General features: G+C 61.7%; 19 protein-coding genes. 9 read left to right on the plus strand and 10 right to left on the minus strand.

Annotation, left to right across the window (positions count from 1 at the left end):
• Positions 1 to 92: 92 nt before the first annotated feature.
• Entirely contained in the window at positions 93 to 1,649 is a 1,557-nt protein-coding gene (gene mftG, locus DL891_RS08045; RefSeq protein WP_111719921.1) for a mycofactocin system GMC family oxidoreductase MftG, read from the minus strand.
• 24 nt (positions 1,650 to 1,673) lie between these two features.
• Positions 1,674 to 2,318, minus strand: coding sequence for a mycofactocin system transcriptional regulator (gene mftR, locus DL891_RS08050; protein ID WP_111719922.1), 645 nt, complete (start codon positions 2,316 to 2,318; stop codon positions 1,674 to 1,676).
• Positions 2,319 to 2,555: 237 nt separating this feature from the next.
• Here mftR and DL891_RS08055 point away from each other — a divergent pair, with 237 nt between their 5' ends.
• From DL891_RS08055 to DL891_RS08090, 8 genes are all read left to right on the plus strand, one after another.
• The gene (locus tag DL891_RS08055; protein WP_111719923.1) at positions 2,556 to 3,389 is read left to right on the plus strand and encodes a mycofactocin-coupled SDR family oxidoreductase; all 834 of its coding nucleotides are present in this window, start codon (positions 2,556 to 2,558) and stop codon (positions 3,387 to 3,389) included.
• A 49-nt stretch (positions 3,390 to 3,438) separates the two neighbouring features.
• Complete coding sequence (locus DL891_RS08060; protein ID WP_111719924.1) at positions 3,439 to 4,278, plus strand: mycofactocin-coupled SDR family oxidoreductase; 840 nt, start codon at positions 3,439 to 3,441, stop codon at positions 4,276 to 4,278.
• A 39-nt stretch (positions 4,279 to 4,317) separates the two neighbouring features.
• Positions 4,318 to 5,229 (plus strand): MoxR family ATPase, encoded by a 912-nt coding sequence (locus DL891_RS08065; RefSeq protein WP_198668822.1) that lies wholly within the window; start codon positions 4,318 to 4,320, stop codon positions 5,227 to 5,229.
• Between the two features lie 108 nt (positions 5,230 to 5,337).
• Complete coding sequence (locus DL891_RS08070; protein WP_198668823.1) at positions 5,338 to 6,216, plus strand: VWA domain-containing protein; 879 nt, start codon at positions 5,338 to 5,340, stop codon at positions 6,214 to 6,216.
• Between the two features lie 92 nt (positions 6,217 to 6,308).
• Positions 6,309 to 7,121: a mycofactocin-coupled SDR family oxidoreductase gene (locus DL891_RS08075; protein ID WP_111719926.1), complete on the plus strand. Its 813-nt coding sequence runs from the start codon at positions 6,309 to 6,311 to the stop codon at positions 7,119 to 7,121.
• A gap of 63 nt (positions 7,122 to 7,184) precedes the next feature.
• Entirely contained in the window at positions 7,185 to 8,378 is a 1,194-nt protein-coding gene (gene mftD / locus DL891_RS08080) for a pre-mycofactocin synthase MftD (protein ID WP_111719927.1), read from the plus strand.
• Positions 8,379 to 8,488: 110 nt separating this feature from the next.
• Positions 8,489 to 9,940 carry a mycofactocin biosynthesis glycosyltransferase MftF gene (gene mftF / locus DL891_RS08085; RefSeq protein WP_111719928.1) on the plus strand — a complete coding sequence of 484 codons (1,452 nt, stop codon included), beginning with the start codon at positions 8,489 to 8,491 and terminating at the stop codon, positions 9,938 to 9,940.
• A gap of 154 nt (positions 9,941 to 10,094) precedes the next feature.
• Positions 10,095 to 10,949: a mycofactocin-coupled SDR family oxidoreductase gene (locus DL891_RS08090; protein ID WP_111719929.1), complete on the plus strand. Its 855-nt coding sequence runs from the start codon at positions 10,095 to 10,097 to the stop codon at positions 10,947 to 10,949.
• 43 nt (positions 10,950 to 10,992) lie between these two features.
• On the opposite strand, the gene DL891_RS08095 is transcribed toward DL891_RS08090, so the two are convergent.
• From DL891_RS08095 to DL891_RS08130, 8 genes are all read right to left on the minus strand, one after another.
• The gene (locus tag DL891_RS08095; RefSeq protein ID WP_111719930.1) at positions 10,993 to 11,682 is read right to left on the minus strand and encodes a glycosyltransferase; all 690 of its coding nucleotides are present in this window, start codon (positions 11,680 to 11,682) and stop codon (positions 10,993 to 10,995) included.
• A 1-nt stretch (position 11,683) separates the two neighbouring features.
• Positions 11,684 to 12,295 carry an SAM-dependent methyltransferase gene (locus DL891_RS08100; protein ID WP_198668824.1) on the minus strand — a complete coding sequence of 204 codons (612 nt, stop codon included), beginning with the start codon at positions 12,293 to 12,295 and terminating at the stop codon, positions 11,684 to 11,686.
• Complete coding sequence (locus DL891_RS08105; RefSeq protein ID WP_111719932.1) at positions 12,288 to 13,052, minus strand: PIG-L deacetylase family protein; 765 nt, start codon at positions 13,050 to 13,052, stop codon at positions 12,288 to 12,290. The genes DL891_RS08100 and DL891_RS08105 overlap by 8 nt, the downstream gene beginning before the upstream one ends.
• Entirely contained in the window at positions 13,046 to 14,017 is a 972-nt protein-coding gene (locus tag DL891_RS08110; protein WP_232819072.1) for an acyl-CoA dehydrogenase family protein, read from the minus strand. The genes DL891_RS08105 and DL891_RS08110 overlap by 7 nt, the downstream gene beginning before the upstream one ends.
• A gap of 350 nt (positions 14,018 to 14,367) precedes the next feature.
• Positions 14,368 to 15,663, minus strand: a complete 1,296-nt coding sequence (locus DL891_RS08115) for a DUF2254 domain-containing protein (RefSeq protein WP_157962446.1) — start codon at positions 15,661 to 15,663, stop codon at positions 14,368 to 14,370.
• A gap of 226 nt (positions 15,664 to 15,889) precedes the next feature.
• Positions 15,890 to 16,201 (minus strand): ATP-dependent DNA ligase, encoded by a 312-nt coding sequence (locus DL891_RS08120; RefSeq protein WP_111720117.1) that lies wholly within the window; start codon positions 16,199 to 16,201, stop codon positions 15,890 to 15,892.
• A 104-nt stretch (positions 16,202 to 16,305) separates the two neighbouring features.
• The gene (locus tag DL891_RS08125; RefSeq protein ID WP_111719934.1) at positions 16,306 to 16,656 is read right to left on the minus strand and encodes a hypothetical protein; all 351 of its coding nucleotides are present in this window, start codon (positions 16,654 to 16,656) and stop codon (positions 16,306 to 16,308) included.
• 128 nt (positions 16,657 to 16,784) lie between these two features.
• On the minus strand, positions 16,785 to 17,180 hold the full coding sequence (locus DL891_RS08130) for a DoxX family protein (RefSeq protein WP_111719935.1): 396 nt from the start codon (positions 17,178 to 17,180) through the stop codon (positions 16,785 to 16,787).
• Between the two features lie 82 nt (positions 17,181 to 17,262).
• On the opposite strand from DL891_RS08130, the gene DL891_RS08135 reads away from it, so the two are divergent.
• Positions 17,263 to 17,820: a hypothetical protein gene (locus tag DL891_RS08135; RefSeq protein ID WP_232819073.1), complete on the plus strand. Its 558-nt coding sequence runs from the start codon at positions 17,263 to 17,265 to the stop codon at positions 17,818 to 17,820.
• The last annotated feature ends 90 nt before the right edge of the window (positions 17,821 to 17,910 follow it).

The following is a 17,910-nucleotide window of genomic DNA, read 5'->3' on the forward strand; positions in this document are numbered from 1 at the left end:
CAATAACTGTGTCGATACCCTGACTATGACGTGGTCTCGTGACCCCGCGAGATCAGTATACCCTAGGGGGTATCTCTGCGCGCTTGCGAGTTCTACTTCGCTTTATTGCGTTTCATGAAATCTGCGACCATTTCGCCGATCAGGACTGCCGTCGCTGCTGGTCCTCGCGTGGGCGCCGTGGGCAGGATCGACGTGTCGGCGACCCGCAAGCCCTCGATCCCGTGCACTCGGCCATATTGGTCAACGACGCTCGTCGGGTCGTCCGTTTTCCCGAGCTTTGCGCTCCCACAGAGGTGGAAAGCTGTGCCCAGAGTCTCCCGAATCCACTCGTCGAGAAGGTGGTCGTCACAGAGAATAATTTCGGTCGGATTGGTGACTCGTTCGGCAAGTGGTCGAAACGGTTCTGAACGCACGATGCTGACGGCAACGCGGAGGCCTTCGCGTAGGCGGAATAGGTCTTCTGATTCGCCGAGATAGTTGTAGTCGATGCGCGGCTGCACCGATGGATCAGCTGATTGGAGGGTGATCTGCCCGCGTGAAACAGGCGCCTGCAGGGAAACCAGGAGTGTAAGCTCACCGGGCCTTACCGCATGGTGATCGATTTGAATCGGGTCCAGCAGGTCTCGACTCGACTTCAGCCACGGAATGATCTCTACGTCACTCTCGTGCTCTGAGCCGTGCGTGGCGAAATTGAGACAGACCTGCATGGCCGGTGCGGTCGAGTTCTCCTCCAGGCCAGCTCGCGGCTCCCAGCTCAGCGAGACCTGTGGGTGGTCGCTGAAGTCGGCTCCCACCGGCAGGTCGGCGACCACAGGAATCCCGAGGTGTTCCAGCGCCGCCCGTGGCCCGATTCCCGAAACGAGCAGGATGTGCGGAGACTTGACTCCCCCGGCTGCGAGCACGATCTCGTCGCCCTCAATGACCGATACGATTCCATCACTCATCACCTCGACTCCGACGGCTCGTTGCCCCCGAAAGAGAACGCGGAGCACATAGGTGTCTCCGAGAACGGTCAGGTTCTTCCGAGCTCGCGCGGGGTTGATATACGCGATCCCGGTGTTGACCCGGATTCCGTCCGACACGTTCATGGGGATCGGGCCTACTCCCGGTGCTCTCTGGTCGTTCTTGTCGGGCTCGGCGGCGAAGCCCAGTTCGGTAGCGGCATTCGCGAAGGCGATCGCGATCGGGTTCTCCAGTGGGGCTCGATTCACAGGCATGGGCCCGGAGCCACCGTGGATCGCGCTCTCACCGTATTGGTGATCGGACTCGAGCCGGCGGTACAACGGCAGAACCCTCTCCCAGTCCCACTCGTTGTTGCCGTTCGCCGCCCAGCGGTCAAAGTCCCGCTTCCTCGCTCGAACGAAATACGTGCCGTTGATCGTTGAAGAGCCGCCGAGGATGCGTCCTCGTGCAGTGGAATAGGGGCGGTCGGGGGTCAGATGGCTCTCGAATGACCAGTTGTTGGGATGATCCGGCCTTGCCCCCTGTACCGTCACAGCATTGAGCAGTTCCGTGGGGAACGTTTCAGTCGTCGCTGGTACGGGTCCAGCTTCCAGTAACAGGAGTGACCGCGCCGGGTCTTCGCTGAGCCTCGCGGCCAGAGGAGCTCCTGATGCTCCTGCCCCCACCACAATCACGTCGTATTTCATATCGATCTTCTGCAGGCGCTGGTTTCAGGACGATTCTTTGTCCAGTGGCTGGGCGCTCCCATTGCTGAAGGTGCCCGTGAGTACTACGAACGCCGCCTCCAAGAGGTCCAGAAGGTTGGCCTGTTCGTCCGCCAACCATTGTTCGTATGCGGCTAGTGACGCCCCGAGGCAGGCCCAACCGATGGCTTGAGGGCGAAGACTGGCCGCCTCGATGTTTTCTCGCCGCGCAACGTATTCGGCGATCACCTGGCGCCAGGCCGCGTACCGCAGCGTCGAGTGGGCGATGAGGGCCGGAACTGTGAGAAGGAGTTGCATTCGTGCCCGGTGGTAAGGCAGTTCGTCGTCGGGAAAGCGATTGAATTCGATCACCGCCGAGGTCAGGGCATCGACCAGGGGAAGCGCGGATGGCAGGTTGTCCAAGTGCTTCTTCAATCCCTCGAGTTCGAGGTCGAAGTCGCCCCACGCCAGATCACTCTTCGATGCCGAATAACGAAAAAGGGTTCGTCGCCCGATACCTGCGGCTTCGGCGATGTCATCAGTCGTCGTCTCGTCGAAACCCCGCGTGCTGAACAATTCGAGCGCGACGCGGCTGAGCTCCGCACGCGACGTGGCAGGTTTTCGGCCAAGCCTGCGGGCCTCGGGCTCCCTGAGCGCATTCTGCAGAGCCATCTGGATCAACCCCCTTCCGTTTGGCACTGAGTGCCATTACGCTGATTGAAACCTCAGTTTTTCGCCGCAGTCGTCGATTTCAAGGAGGGATTCCATGAAGCGTACCCGGTTCACCCGAGCTTATTGCAACGCCCAGGACGTCATTCTCGCACCACCATCGTCGGTGCAGACTTTCGGGCGCCCACGTACCGTCACAGCGCAGGATCACTCGATCCTGCCCACAGAAAGGTAAAAATCATGGGAAGAGTAGAAGGCAAGGTCGCATTCATCACGGGTGCGGCACGTGGGCAGGGCCGCAGCCACGCCCTGCGCCTGGCCCAAGAGGGTGCAGACATCATCGCGATCGACGTCTGTGAAGACGCCCCGGGAATTTCATACCCGATGGCGACGGAAGAAGACCTGGCAGAGACAGTCCGTCAGGTCGAGGCGCTGGATCGTCGAATCATTGCCACCAAAGCGGACGTGCGGGATTTTAATGCGGTGAAGGCCGTGGTGGATGACGGTGTGGAGCAATTGGGAAGACTTGACATCGTGTCTGCGAACGCAGGGCTCGGGTCCAGCCCATATCTGGCTGAGGAGATACCGGAAGATATCTGGACGGACATGATCAACGTCAATCTGTCTGGGGTCTGGCGCACCGCCAAAGCGGCGATCCCTCACCTCAAGGCGGGTGAACGCGGTGGCTCGATCATTCTGACCAGCTCCGCAGCGAGCCTCACTGTATATCCGAATATCGGTCACTACACCTCAGCCAAGCACGGTGTGGTCGGGCTGATGCGGGCCCTGGCGGTCGAGCTGGCTCCATTCATGATCCGTGTCAACAGCATCCATCCGACAACGGTGGACACCGACATGATTATGAACGACGCGGCGTTCAAGCTGTTCCGGCCGGATCTGGAGAATCCAACTCGGGAGGATTTTGCGGTTGCGGCACAGGGGCTCAACGCGTTGCCCATCCCCTGGGTTGAATCGGTCGACATCAGCAACGCACTGCTATTCCTTGCATCAGACGAAGCCCGCTACATCACTGGGGTGGCTCTCCCGGTCGATGCCGGTGCCGTTATCAAGTAACAACAAGTGCGAAGCGGATAAACGCTCGGTCGTACAGGAAGAGGAAATCATGGGAACGCTTGAAGGAAAAGTTGCATTCATCACCGGCGCGGCACGAGGACAGGGTCGCAGCCATGCACTTCGGCTGGCGAAGGAGGGCGCTGACATCATCGCTGTAGACCTCTGCGATGGAGTCGACAGTGTGGCTGATTTCTATGCACCTGCAACACCAGAAGATCTCGCCGAAACGGTCAAACAGGTTGAAGAGCTTGATCGCCGAATCTTCGCTGTCGAAGCAGACGTACGAGATATTGACGGCCTCACCAAGGCGGTCAATGATGGTGTGGCCCAACTTGGGCGGCTCGATATCGTGGTGGCAAACGCCGGCATCTTCACATTCGGCTCAGACACCCACAAAGTAGACGAGCAGTCGTGGCAAGATCTCATGGACATCAACCTGACCGGTGTCTGGCACACCTACAAGGCTGCTGCGGAGCATCTCATTGCTTCAGGTGCGGGTGGGTCGGTCATCATCATTTCGTCGTTGGCCGGATTCAAGGGCTTGGCGAACGTCGCGGCCTACACCACCACAAAACATGGGCTCGGTGGTTTGATGAAGGTGCTCGCGAATGAGTTGGGCCCTCTCGGAATCCGGGTCAACACGATCCATCCGAATGCGATCGACACGATGATGGTGAAGAACGAGCACACCTACAAACTGTTTCGTCCTGATCTCGAACACCCCGAGGCGGAGGATGCTGAGGCCGCGTTCGCCGGGTTGAACCCGATGGGCAAAGCCTGGATCGAGCCGATTCATGTGTCGAATGCCGTTGCGTGGCTGGCATCCGACCAGTCGTATTACGTCTCCGGTGCTCAGATCCCCGTGGATGGCGGAGCTGCAATCAAGTAACCCGAACCAGACCATGAGTGACAGCAGCAGGGAGAGACAGTGACTACAAGCGCCATCGCCGACGCGAGGGAGCGCATCGCATCGCACCTCATCGGGCGTGAGCATGAGCTTGAACTCACGCTGGCCGCCGTAGCGGCTGGGCGGGATATTGTGCTGGAGGGTCCACCGGGCACCAGTAAGACGACCATGCTCAAGGCCATCGCCGAGGAGTGGGGAATCCCACTGATGTTCGTCGAGGGCAATGCCGATCTGACCCCCGCGAAGCTCGTCGGTCACCACAACCCGGCGCGAGTGTTGCGCGAGGATTACAGCGCGGACAACTTTGTCGCGGGCCCATTGGTCGAGGCAATGCAACAGGGCGGCTTCCTCTATATCGAGGAGTTCAATCGGGCGCCAGAGGATACCTTGAACACCTTGCTGGCTGCGATGGCCGACCGCTCGATTGCGGTGCCCAGGGTGGGAATCATTCAAGCCCAGCCAACTTTCCGGGTGATCGCATCGATGAACCCGTACGACAGCGTGGGAACGACCCGGCTCTCGACCAGTGTGCACGATCGCCTGAACCGCCTCGCGATCGGTTATCAGGACGAGGAGGCCGAACGCGGCATTGTCGCGCTGCGCAGTCAGGTCTCCGGCGACCTGGGCCAGCAGCTCATCGCGGATGCGGCTGCGGTGACCCGTGCAACCCGGCGGCACCCGGATGTACGACAGGGCAGCAGTGTGCGCGGGGCCATCGACTGCGTTCTAGTGGCCGAGCAACTCGCCGGGCTGCGCGGTGTGCTCTCGCATGAGGACCAGGGGTACCAGCCGCTGGTCTACGACGCGATGGTGGTTGCCCTGTCCGGACGCATCCATCTCGATGAGGCAGCCGAAACAACACCGGAGCGCGTGCTCCGCGAGATCTGGGAAGACCATTTCATCTTGGAACCCGCAGCCGCGGCTCCGGGCTGAAGGGATGTTGAAGTAGATTCGCCACTCACGCGCGAATCTCAACGGCAACCGGCCCGCGCGCGTCGGCCGCTGCGACGCAAGCCCAAGCAACTCGAGGAGGATCCGACTATGTTCAGCCCATCATCCTCTGGGGCTGGCATGGTGTTGCGCGCCGAACCGGGCAGAGGGCGACTGGTACCGAAATCACCGGGAGGGGGCAGTGCGCCGGGCGAAACGGGCGAACCGGCCGCCCTGCTCGCCGCAGACCTCGAAATGATCACCCCGGATCCGGCGGTGCGTGCGCGAGCGCGAGAGATCGCTTCTCGGCTGGCCGTACCGAGGCCGAAGGCGGATGCCTTGGGCCGGCGCGGCTCTGGCACCTTGGCGAGCCTGCCCTATCGTGGTGGGTCCGACGACATAGATCTTGATCGAACAATCGAAGTGCTCGCCGAGCGACCGGTGCCCGACGACGAGGACATCATCGTGCGCGACCGCGTGCGCACGAAGCGGTCCGTGGTGCTGGTCGTAGATGTGTCTGGGTCGATGAAGGGCGATCGTGTGCAGACCGCCGCTGCGGCGGTCGGTGCGCTGGCGGCACACCTGCGACATGACTCGCTCGCCGTCATCGCGTTCTGGTCGGATGCCGCGATCCTCCTCGAGCTCGGAGAGCCGATCAAACCGATGGACCTGCTTGACGCAATGCTGGGCATCCCGGCTCGGGGGCTCACGAACGTCGCGTTCCCGCTGCAATTGGCGAGTAGACAGCTCGCCCGTGTGCCTGCTCGCGACGCCCGCGTCGTCTTGCTCTCTGATTGCGTGCACAATGCCGGTCCCGATCCGCGCGAGAGCGCGGCGAGGCTTCCCCGGCTCGACGTGCTCATCGACGTCGGCGGGGAGAAAGACGTCGAACTCGGTCGTGATCTCGCCCGATTCGGGCACGGCGAGACCCGCCTCATACGGGGCTACCGTGACGTCGCGCCAGCATTGAGCGAATTGTTCCACACCTGAGCATTGATCAATCGCCACAACTTAACACAGAAGAACTGCGCGGATTCGCAGTCACAAGAATCACATAACCGAAGAATCAAGGAGAGGTCATCATGGGAAAACTCGAAGGCAAGGTTGCATTCATCACGGGCATCGCCCGCGGCCAGGGGCGTGCGCACGCCGTCAAGATGGCTCAGGAGGGCGCCGATATCATCGGTGTCGACCTGGCCGGCGAAATTCCTCACGTGCCATACGATTCGCCGACGATGGACGATCTGAACGAAACCGTGCGCCTGGTTGAGGCACTCGACCGGCGAATCCTCGTCGAGCAATGCGATGTGCGAGATCTCGAGAAGATGCGCTCCTTCGTCGACACATCCGTGGCCGACCTCGGCAGGCTCGACATCGTTGTGGCGAACGCCGGGATCTGCATCCCCGCGCGGTGGGACGAGACCACGCCGGAGGTCTTCCAGGTCACCATGGACACCAATGTCGTGGGCGTGTGGAACACGGTGATGGTCGGTGCCCCGCATCTGGTGACGGCCGGCGGTGGATCCATCATCCTGACGAGTTCGTATGCCGGCAAGAAAATGCAGCCGTTCATGGTGCACTACACCGCCAGCAAGCATGCCGTGACCGGGATGACACGGGCTTTCGCAGCCGAGCTCGGCAAGCATATGATCCGGGTGAACAGCGTGCACCCCGGAGGTGTGAACACCCCGATGGGCTCCGGCAACATGGTGGATGCCCTCACTCATGCGGCGGAGTCGAACCCGGCGCTCAACCAGATGGGTACCCCGTTCCTTCCTGTCTGGATGGCTGAGCCCGAGGATATTGCCAACACGGTGGCCTTCCTGGCCTCCGATGATGCGCGGTACATCACCTCGGAACACATCAGTGTCGATCAAGGCATGCAGTACTTCTGATCGCCAACGCACGCATGCAGCAGTTCTGAGTCGTGATCGGCTCAGGGAGAGTGAGAGGAAGCAATGGCCAGGAATCCATGGTTCGAGACGGTCGCCGAGGCGCAACGTAGGGCGAAGAAACGACTTCCATCGTCGGTCTATGGCGCCTTGGTAGCCGGTTCTGAACGCGGGGTCACCATTGATGACAACTTGGCGGCGTTTTCGGAGCTGGCCTTTGCCCCGCACGTCGCCGGTCATCACGTGGAACGTGACCTGTCGACGAGTGTTCTTGGGATCCCGATCTCGCTCCCTGTCGTCATCTCGCCCACCGGAGTGCAGGCAGTGCACCCGGAGGGCGAGGTGGCGGTCGCCCGCGCTGCTGCAACCCGCGGCACAATCATGGGATTGAGCTCGTTCGCCTCAAAACCCGTCGAAGAGGTAACGGCTGCCAACCCGAACACTTTGTTCCAGATGTATTGGACCGGCACGCGGGAGGCGATGATTCAACGGATGGACCGTGCCCGCGCCGCCGGAGCGAAGGGCCTCATCGCCACCCTCGACTGGTCATTCTCCAATGGCCGTGATTGGGGCAGCCCCAGCATCCCCGAGAAGATGAATCTGAAAACGATGATCACGTTCGCACCGAATGTGCTCCCCCACCCGAAGTGGCTTTGGACTTTCGCGAAATCGGGACACATACCTGACCTGACTGCTCCGAATCTTGCGCCGCCGGGAGGCGAGGCGCCGACTTTCTTTGGGGCGTACGGCGAATGGATGCAGACTCCCCCACCGACCTGGGACGACGTCGAGTGGCTGCGCAAGGAGTGGGGCGGCCCGTTCATGCTCAAGGGCGTCACGCGGGTCGACGATGCGCTGCGCGCTGTCGATGCTGGCGTGGATGCGATCTCGGTCTCGAACCACGGTGGAAACAACCTCGACAGCACACCGGCCACGATTCGCATGTTGGGGCCAGTGGCAGACGCGGTGGGCGAACAGGTCGAGGTTCTGCTCGACGGTGGGATCCGACGTGGCAGCGATGTGGCGAAAGCACTGGCGTTGGGCGCGCGCGCGGTCATGATCGGGCGCGCGTATCTCTGGGGGCTCGCCGCGAATGGCCAAGCAGGGGTCGAGAACGTGTTCGATATTCTTCGGGGTGGGCTCGACTCTGCAGTTCTCGGGCTCGGTCATTCCTCAATCCACGAATTGTCGCCCGCTGACTTCTACATTCCGCCAACTTTCACGCGCGCACTAGGCGCGCACCACGGCAGCCGAATCTAAACCAATCGCTGTCAACGGTCGGTGTCCCGCTATGGTGTCGACCGCACTCGGCTATGGGCGCCACCGGGCGCCGATAGGCTGACGCTCCAGGGAGAACGAGTGAAAGGACCATGATGACGGATCGGCTGCCCGACGGGTATGTGATCGAGCTGAGCGCCAACGTGCGCTACCGAGATTCGGGCACCACTCTCGTCGGGGGTGCGCCGAAGAGCATTCTCTACCTCGAGCCAGCGGCCGAGGAGATGCTCGACGCTCGGCGTCTCACCGTGACGGACAACCAGAGCGCGGAGTTCGGCGACCTGCTGATCGACCTGGGAATGGCTCATCCTGTGGTCCATGAACTGCCGGTCGTCGATCCCGATCTGGTGACCTACGTGATTCCGGTTGTTGATCGGCCCGCCCAACTCGAACGAGTGTTGGCCAGTATCGGTGAAAACGCCCAAATCATTGTTGTCGATGATGGTTCCCGGGATCCTCACATTCACGAACGGGTGGCCAGGGCGCACGGGTCGCGTTTCATCGCCCTTCCGGTCAACATGGGCCCGGGTGCCGCCCGCAACGCCGGGTTGCGGGAGGTGACCACCCCATATGTCGCCTTTGTGGATTCGGATGTCGTCGTGGATTCGCAGATGGTTCCGCACCTTGTGAGGCACTTTGCTGACCCAAAGGTCGCATTGGTCTTGCCCCGGGTTCTCGGTCTGCACGGATCAGAAGAGACGAACTGGATCGGTCGGTACGAGAACTCCCGATCGTCGCTTGATCTGGGAGAGCTGCCTTCCCTCGTGCATCCTCGCGCGGTTGCTTCCTGGGTGCCCGGCACCTGCACGATTGCTCGGGTCGATCGACTGGAGGGTGGGTTCGCCGAAGACCTTCGTGTAGGCGAAGACGTCGACCTGGGTTGGCGGCTGGGAAACCAGGGCTGGCGCGTGCGCTACGATCCCTCCGTGCAGGTGCGCCATGATCATCGGGTGAAGTTCGGCGCCTGGATGAGGCGTAAAGCCTTCTATGGCGGCTCCTCCAGCGCACTCACCAAGCGCTTCCCCTACTACGTGGCTCCCGCGCTCCTCTCCCCGTCGAACATCGTCACTATGGTGGCCGTGGTCGCGGCCCGCCGGTGGAGCGTCCCAGTGATCGCTGCGGTGTGGGCGATCATTGCCGTACGCAACGTCGTGAAGCTGCGACCAGCTACCAGCCGTGTCCGCCTGGGCATCCTCGTCGCGACAGAAGACCTCGTTGCCACCCAGTACCAATTGATGGGAATCCTCCTCCGTCATTGGTGGCCGATCAGCGTGGTCGTGGGAGTGTTCTCCAAGCGCTTCCGCTACGTGCTTGCGGCGGCGGCTGTGGTGGATGCGGTTCTGGCTCGGCGGCGGAACAGGGCCGAACTCGACCTGCCGCGATACTTCGTGGCGCGTCGCCTCGACGATCTCGCGTTCGGTGCCGGGGTGTGGTTGAGCGCGTGGAGGGAACGCACCATCCGAACATTCTTTCCCGACCTGCGGCGCAAACCCGGCGTGACGGCGAACCAAGATCTGGGTGAAGTGGTTCGACCGACTCGATAACCGAATGCCGGGCCTGTGCACAACGTGCGTACAGACATACGCTGGAGGCACTGAGTGCCTTAATGGTGGACACCGGTTCTCCCGATTTCTGCAGGGGCTCTCTGCAGTGTCCGAGCACGGACGCGATTGATCTCGCAAGAAGGAGTGAAGAACAATGGGACTTCTCGATGGCAAAGTAGTTTTCATCACGGGCGGAGGTCGCGGTCAAGGGCGCGCGCACGCGGTCGTTTCTGCGAAGGAGGGGGCTGACATCATCTTCGTTGACACAACGAAGGCGTTCGACTCAGTTCCATACCCGCACACCACTGCGGACGACGTCGCCGAGACAGTGAAGCAGGTCGAGGCGTTGGATCGCCGCGTGCTGGGGATCGAAGCTGACGTCCGTGACCAAGCGGCGCTTGACTCGGCGGTGGAGGAAGGGCTTGCGCAGTTCGGCCAGATTGACTGTCTGATCGCCAACGCGGGGATCTGGACCCTTGGCCCTGTTCAGACGATGAGCCGCGAGACGTGGCAAGAAATGCTCGATATCAACATCACCGGGGTCTGGCAATCAGTGAAGGCAGTCGTGCCGCACATGATTGAACGCCAACAGGGCTCAATAGTGATGACATCTTCCGTCAACGGTCTTGAGGGCGGACCGTTCTTCTCCCATTACACGTCCGCCAAGTTCGCCGTTGTCGGATTCATGAAGGCGATTGCGGTGGAACTCGGGCCACAGGGCATCCGTGCGAACACCGTGAACCCCGGCCCGATTCTAACGGGAATGACTAATAACCAGCAGGCCTACGACATGATGGCTGGTCACGAAGGTGGAACGTATGACGATCTCGTGAACGGCGGGAAGAGCTACGGGATACTCAAGGGTTCAGGCTTCATGCCTCCCGAAGTCATCGCCAACGCCGCATTGTTCCTGAACTCTTCATTGGCGTCGAACATTACCGGTGTGGCACTTCCGGTGGACTCAGGTCACCTCGCGATGGCGGGCATCAACATGGATCCGAAGGGCTGATAGTAAGGCCCCTCCATTGGGTCGGCCCCGCGTGCGATGGTCTTCAGGCGTTGAGGAGGTCTTCTCTCAGGTATCGCGCGTAGCCGCCCGGCGTTCTTCCGGCGACACGAGATGACGTGAGCACAGGGTGGCCACGAGTCGCAACTATCGGGAGTCCGGCGTCACGAACTCGCGCGACCAGTCCCACATCCTCGTCCTCCGACACCGCCTCGAAACCGCCGACCGCGCGGTAGGCCGACCCACGGATTCCCAGGTTCGCCCCATACACGTCTCCCCCGTGGGAGATTCCAGACGGATGCATCTGGTACCAGCGTTGCCTCTGTCGAATTGAGAAACCGGTCTCATCGGGTCGGATAGCTCCGAGTACGAGCGCAGCACCGGCGTCGGCGATCTCCAACTGGTGCGTCAGCCAGTCTCGGGGAACCGCTGAATCTGCGTCGGTATTCGCGATCCAGAAAGAGTCGAGTCCGATGCGACTGCGCGCGAGTACGGCTGAGACTCCTTCGGCGCGGGCGCAGCCCACGGTGTTCGCCGCCACGGTGAGCGTGTCAAACGACCACATCTCGGTGATCGCGCCTGAACGGTCGCTGCAGGAGTCGAGGACCAGCATCGTCGAGACCTTCACCGACTTCGGCACATTCTCGACAGCACGGCTTATCGCAGCCAGGCAACGAGGAAGCAATTCCTCCTCGTCCCTGATCGGGACAACGATTGCGATCTGTTCGATCACCATGTCAGCCCAACCAGCTCTCTGCGGCGACGGGAGACAACGGTGCGCAGCGGGAGAACACTTCCAGGAGGAACGGTTCTTCCTCGTGCAGCACGAGCCTGGTGAACTCGCTTCGCGCCCCGATTGCCCGATGCACATCATCACCGGTCAGCGGATATTCGGCCACCGGACGTCGCCAGTGACAACTCACCAGAATGCCATCGGGTGCCAACGACTGTGCGGTGCGGTCCAGAGCCAGTGCCAGGTCCTGCGAACTCCAGTAATATCCGATCTCCGAGAGCACGATGAGGTCGAATCGTCCGCTTGGCCATTCCTCGGGCGTCGCCATCTGGGTGACCGATACATGACTGTTTTCGGAGAGCCGTTCGGTCGCCGCCGCAGCTGGCGCTGCTGCGATGTCTACCGCGAGCAACCGGTCGCAGCGCGCCGCGAGGTCGGCGGTGAGGACGCCTATCGAACAGCCGACCTCGAATGCGGAAGCGAAACGCCTCCGAGGCAGCACCGCAGTCGTGATGGCGCGTTTGCGCTCCTCGTACCACCGGTCCTCAAAGCCCCACGGATCCGAAGAGTCAGCGTAGAAGTCGTCAAAGAATCCTTGTTTCAAGCTTTCACTCACGGTCTCTCCTCGCGACAACATAAACTTCGAAATCCCGCAAAAAGTAACGAAGGCTCGCAGGATCGACCACTGCCTCATCACCGGGCTGGCTCGAAAGCGGCGCGACCTGACTTCGATGCTGCTCCAACGCCTCGGATTTGATGCGAAGGTCAGCCTCGGAAAGCTCATGTCGACGCATCAACGGCCATGGTGCCGTCACTTCGTTGGCGTCGGCCCAGTGCCAGAACCAGATCGGGTACTCCAGGAGTGTCACTGATACGTGGCGCGCGACCTTTCGGGCTGCCAGTGCGGCGGCGCGATGGTCCGGGTGCCGGTCTTCTTTCCACGGCGACAGAATGAGCACGTTGGCACCGTCGCCGACACCATCGCGTATGGCGTCGTGCAACTCGGTGATGTATTCCCCCAGTCGTCCGTCAGGCAGACTCAGAAATGTGACGGAGGAGCCTGGAGCCATGACCGCGGCGGCCGCACTCATCTCGGCACGGCGGCGGCGGCGCAGTTCGATGGCGGAATGTGTGGGCGAATCCGGATGTGACGCTTCGCCGTTCGTCGCCACGATGAAGGTGACCGGTATCCCCTCCGAAGCGAGGCGAGCGATGAGCCCGCCCGCGCCAAGTGCCTCATCGTCCGGATGTGCCGAGATCACGACCACACTCTCGATATCACCGAGCTGAAGCGCTGGGAGGGCGCGCAGCTTCATACTCGCTGCCCACGCCGTCTCCGGGGTGCCGGGGGCCCGCGCGCTGAATGTCACCACGAGGCTTCCCTCGAAGCCACAAGTGCACGGCCCAGCGCGGCGTGGTCGTGGGCGGCGTGATGCTGGCGCACGTAAAGCTGTAGGTCTGCGACCCGGCGTGCGTGTGCCTCGTCATTCACGAGGGGGCCGGGGCCGCGAGCGTGCCCCACGCGCAGAATCGTGGAATCCACCACCTCGGCAACAAGGTTGCGCGCACGCAGAGCTGTCATCGCCTCGGAAGATGCCGATGGCGACGGATCGTCGATGCCAACGGCCGCCTCTCGCAGAACAGATCGTGCTGCATTCAGCTCGGTGTCCACCGCCCCAAGCGCCGACATCGCCAGTTGATCAGGATTGCCTCTGCGTGCCCATTCGTACAGTGATCGCGCAACCCCGACGGCGCCGCCCCACCAGCACGCAGCGACGGCCAAACCTCCCCATTGGAATCCGGGCCTCTCGAGGTACCAACCGGCCTCCCCCACCGGGATGGCCCGCGCTGAGTTGAAATGCACCGGAGCGCTCACGACCTGGCTGAGGCCTCGCGGAAACCATGGGCCAGCATCCGCACTCACGGCATCTTGCCTCAGGTCGACGGCGAACAATCGCCGCGTGTCCTGCACATGAGCGGTTACCAACGCGTGCGTGAGCTGACCCGCCAGGGAACACCACGGCTTCGTGCCTTGTAACAACCACGTCGACCCGCGTTCGGCCGCGGTGACCTTCATGCCCGGCCCTTCAGCGGCAAACACACCCCACGTGCTGCGAGCGTCCGCGTCGACGTCTTCCAGCTCCACGGGAAGTCCGGCTTGGTGCAGAATTGCCCGAGCATCCAAGTGGGGCTCCAGCACTCGTGCGACGGCGACGTCGGCGGCTGCCGTCGACGCGAGCAGTTCCCACAGCAGCGGCGTTTCCCCAGAACCGGGCAACGGAGCCCACGCGGCGACCTCGACGGCCCATTCCAAGGCGCGTGTTACGTCACCATCCATCCCAGGTACTCGCTCAACAGCCTGGAAGACTCGTTCATTTCGCAGCCGAGAAGCATTTCTCGGCGACAATTGGAGTGGATCGACGGATACACGTTGCTCGCGGGCAGACGGAGACGAACCTATGGGTAGCGATTCTGCGTCTGACAATTGGCTCCATCCTCACCAAAGATCGTGGTTCTGGTGATCAGACGGTCAATACAGGACTGCGGCTGGTCAGATCTTCGTTCTCATCATTCTTGGCGTAAGATGTGCCCAATTCAAGGGGTTGACAATGGGTGTTTTGGCCCACTATGCGTGGGAGTGACTCGCCCGGGAGCGTTGTCCACCAAAGGCTCACGACTGATTAAGCTTCAGCGGGAGGTCTCGTGGGTGACTGTCTGCAACCACCGATGAAGATCAGCGTGGTACGAGGGCATCGCGACCGTGGCCAGGTCTGCGAGCATTGTGGCCAGCCGAGCGGGCACCTGGGCAGAACGTGCACCGTAGAGCCAAATCTCCCCAACCACGAAATTGAGGTAATCGCTGAACTCGTATTGTGGAATCATCAGGCGGAGTACCCCGGCTTCGTCCTCCCATTCGCTGGCAGCCGGCGCGCGCACGGCAAGCCTGCGGAAGATGTCGTGCACCTCGTCGATGCATTGGCACGCGGTGGTCGGGTCGTTCACTGCCGGAGACAGTGCCCGTTCGGCGATATCGACGAGTTCTCGCAGGCTGAAAGCGAGGTCCTGTTCAGAAGTGCGTTCGTTGTCCAACGAAATATGTGTCTGGACCGCGGTGCGTAACCCTTCCAGATCGGCATCAGCCTCGTGATCGTCGAGAGTGGGTGGACCTCCTCGATGCGGTTCGCGTACTGCGCACAGCGGCCCACCGAACGGCACGAAATCACCGACCCGGGCACTGAGGGTGAGCAAACAACTCTTCTCGGCGGCAACCCTCACCAACGCCTCTTCATTGATGGAAACAATCACACCGGGACGGGGGCTGAAGATCATTTCCCGCACTGGCAAAGCCAAGGTGAGTGATGTGCCCGGGGGTCCGGAACGCGCCAACGGCGACCGGCACTCAAGTCGACGTTTCAGGGTGGCTCGGCCTTGGGCCCCGATTTCAGCGACGATCGTCGCCAGCCGGATCATATTGGAAACACGCGAAAGGTACGCGATGAACAATCCAACACTGCCCAACACGAACACGAACGACATCGCCATCGCGATCCTCGGCACAAAGGGGCTGTGGTCTGCAGTGCCGAGCACGGCGCGCTGAACGACCATGGCGTAGACGAAGGTGGCGATAAAGATGCCGAGGCTCCAGCGCACTGTGCGATCACGCAAAAAATGACGAAGCACCCGGGGTGAGAACTGGCCACTGCTCAACTGCAGAACAACGAATGTGATCGAAAACACCAGACCCGTGAAGGAGATCATCGCGGCCACGATCGACGACAAGAAACTGAGCGCGCCTTCTGGTGGGCCCGGGAACAGGAAGAGCACCCCTGACGGATCATGGACAACGCGATCCAGCGCGATCAGCCCAGCAGCCAAGCCGATCGAAGCGACGACACAGAGTGCCGGGATGAGCCAGAATGTCGACCTGATGACGTCGCGAATCCGCTCGCCAGAGACAAACCCCGAGGGAAGCCATGACGCCATTCGGGTGCCTTTCGATTCGCTTCGATGCGCGTGGATCTTCGGTTGACCGCACCGTGACCGGCGTGAGCGGTCGTGGTGATCAGGACGCTGGCACCGCGAGACGAAGGCGTGGCCAGCACTTTTCATCGTAATCGGCACGGATGCCTGCGAACACCCCGTAAACACCGGTCAGCCCGCTCAGGGCACGGTATTCGGCGCCGGTTCTTCGATGACTTGCCGGGCGAACCTATTCTTTTGGCTCGTCGGGCTCCGGCGTCACCCGCAGGCCGCTGTTCGAGTTGGCGGTACGAATCAGGTCTTCCAGCCAGGCGCGGTTGATCCGGGGTTCGCGGTTGCCGAAAAACTCGAACTGAATCGGGATTGCGGGGTGCAACCACACGGAACACAGGCTGGCGTCCGACTCTTCGGCGGGTTCCCAGTTGAACAGAAAACTCTCTCCGCGCCGAAGCTTGGTGGAGATCACTACCTTGACGTGGGCAAGAACACGGTCGTCGAACTCGATGGTGACAGACGGCGTGCCGTAGATGAATTTTCCCATGGGGTACCTCAAGGTCTCAGTGAAGTCGGCAGCATCCAGTCCACCGAAGAGTATCGCGGAGGCCGCACCCATTATAGGACAGTGGTGAGTATGCAGGTGGGGCGCTAGAGGACTTTGTGCCCCACAGTGTCTGAGTCCGGTGGTGATTCACCCTCGACCGCCGGTTCGGGAACGAGACGCAGGCCCGAATTGGAGTTCGCAGCGCGCAAGAGCTCCTCCAACCACTCCCTGTTCATTTTCTGCTCACCGGCGTCGGCAAACTCGAATTGGAGGGGAATTGCCGGATGCAACCAGACAGACGAGTGCCCGCTCCCCGAGTCGGTGCCGTACTCCCAGTTGAACAGAAAACTCTCACCGCGCCGAAGTTTTGTGGTGATCACAACCTTGACGTGTGCAAGAACGCGGTCGTCGAACTCAACCGTCAGCGACGGCGTACCGTAGATGAATTTCCCCATGGAACCCCTCGCAACATCCCAGCCATCAGATTGATCCGCCACGATACCCGGTCGCAACGATCTCCTTTCAGTCTAAAGTGTTTCGAAACGAGGCGGCCAGACACTCGCCCGCGAGGCTCGGCCAGGTTTCAGATCACAGCGATCAGGCACAGGGCGACCAGAATGACCTGGCCGATCAGCCGCGGCACCAGGGGCACGGCGACCTTACCGAACCGGTCGCGGTGGCGCGCAGCGTAGGCATTTGCCGGGAATACCACCATCAGGAACACGGCGAGGCAGATGCCGGCGGCCAGTTGCGTCGCTGGAATGAGCAGACCGATGCCGCCCGCAATCTCACAGATGCCGGTGAACGTGACGAGGTTCGCCGGTCTGGCAACTCCCTCGAAACGCAGAGCGGGTGGGATGATCTTGGCCATGACGCGTTTCGGGCCGGGCCTGAAGTGCATCACTCCCATTCCGATGAATGCGACTGCAAGTGCGATCCTCAGAACCAGTTGCAGGATTTCGAACGGGGAGTTGGGCATTCGTTCATTCTTCACCCTATCAACGCGTCTTACCTGATCCTTGGCTCTCGGCGCACGGTGTCACGCATCTAAACTTGGCCCTGTGCATGAAGACGGCAGAGTCGGCGGTCGGGCCCAGAACGATGATCCCATCGTGCAGGAAATCTGTTACCTTGCGAACCGTGCGGCCGCCGAACTCAGCGCCGCCGGGGCCCGGGATGAGGCGCTGGCCACGTTTCAGCCGTCTCGCCGAGTGATGTTGATCAAGCGAGCGCCGGCCATGGTTCCGATGGGCCGAGTCTGGCGGCTGGGCGTCATTCTGCTCGATGCGGACGCGAGGCTGTACGCGACAGGTCTGACAACGAGGGTGCTCGAGCCTGGCCGTCCGGGGTTCCAATCGTTGTCGGCCGAGACGCGCCGCATGTATCGGGGAGCCGCGTTCCGGGGCCCGTTCGAACGAGGCGAGACCGTGAACTTCGACGCACGCCCCATCCCCGTGCAGGCTGATGAATTGCGCGGGTCGTCGGGACCACTGTTCATCCGTGGGTCACGGGTGCTGGTGCGCTGGAACGCCTCGGGCGGCGACGACGCGGCCGTTGGCCTGGACGCGTATCTCGCCGAGCGGGTGGGCCTTCTCATCTCCCCGCCGGAGGGAACCTGAACGACGCCTGACGGAGCCGGCCATCAACCGGGAGTCGAGAGTAATCTCTGCGGCGATCTCATCGGCCACATTCACCGCTGGTGCACGGTC

The sequence above is a fragment of the Homoserinimonas sp. OAct 916 genome, assembly GCF_003260275.1.
Lineage (GTDB): Bacteria > Actinomycetota > Actinomycetes > Actinomycetales > Microbacteriaceae > OACT-916.

Coding starts and splice junctions, on each gene's coding strand:
- DL891_RS08070 (WP_198668823.1), top strand. CDS start 5,338: ATGTTCAGCCCATCATCCTCTGGGGCTGGCATGGTGTTGCGCGCCGAA.
- DL891_RS08115 (WP_157962446.1), bottom strand. CDS start 15,663: ATGGCGTCATGGCTTCCCTCGGGGTTTGTCTCTGGCGAGCGGATTCGC.
- DL891_RS08090 (WP_111719929.1), top strand. CDS start 10,095: ATGGGACTTCTCGATGGCAAAGTAGTTTTCATCACGGGCGGAGGTCGC.
- DL891_RS08125 (WP_111719934.1), bottom strand. CDS start 16,656: ATGGGGAAATTCATCTACGGTACGCCGTCGCTGACGGTTGAGTTCGAC.
- DL891_RS08055 (WP_111719923.1), top strand. CDS start 2,556: ATGGGAAGAGTAGAAGGCAAGGTCGCATTCATCACGGGTGCGGCACGT.
- DL891_RS08095 (WP_111719930.1), bottom strand. CDS start 11,682: ATGGTGATCGAACAGATCGCAATCGTTGTCCCGATCAGGGACGAGGAG.
- mftF (WP_111719928.1), top strand. CDS start 8,489: ATGATGACGGATCGGCTGCCCGACGGGTATGTGATCGAGCTGAGCGCC.
- DL891_RS08060 (WP_111719924.1), top strand. CDS start 3,439: ATGGGAACGCTTGAAGGAAAAGTTGCATTCATCACCGGCGCGGCACGA.
- mftG (WP_111719921.1), bottom strand. CDS start 1,649: ATGAAATACGACGTGATTGTGGTGGGGGCAGGAGCATCAGGAGCTCCT.
- DL891_RS08110 (WP_232819072.1), bottom strand. CDS start 14,017: ATGGATGGTGACGTAACACGCGCCTTGGAATGGGCCGTCGAGGTCGCC.
- DL891_RS08130 (WP_111719935.1), bottom strand. CDS start 17,180: ATGCCCAACTCCCCGTTCGAAATCCTGCAACTGGTTCTGAGGATCGCA.
- DL891_RS08120 (WP_111720117.1), bottom strand. CDS start 16,201: ATGGGAAAATTCATCTACGGCACGCCGTCTGTCACCATCGAGTTCGAC.
- mftR (WP_111719922.1), bottom strand. CDS start 2,318: ATGGCTCTGCAGAATGCGCTCAGGGAGCCCGAGGCCCGCAGGCTTGGC.
- DL891_RS08075 (WP_111719926.1), top strand. CDS start 6,309: ATGGGAAAACTCGAAGGCAAGGTTGCATTCATCACGGGCATCGCCCGC.
- mftD (WP_111719927.1), top strand. CDS start 7,185: ATGGCCAGGAATCCATGGTTCGAGACGGTCGCCGAGGCGCAACGTAGG.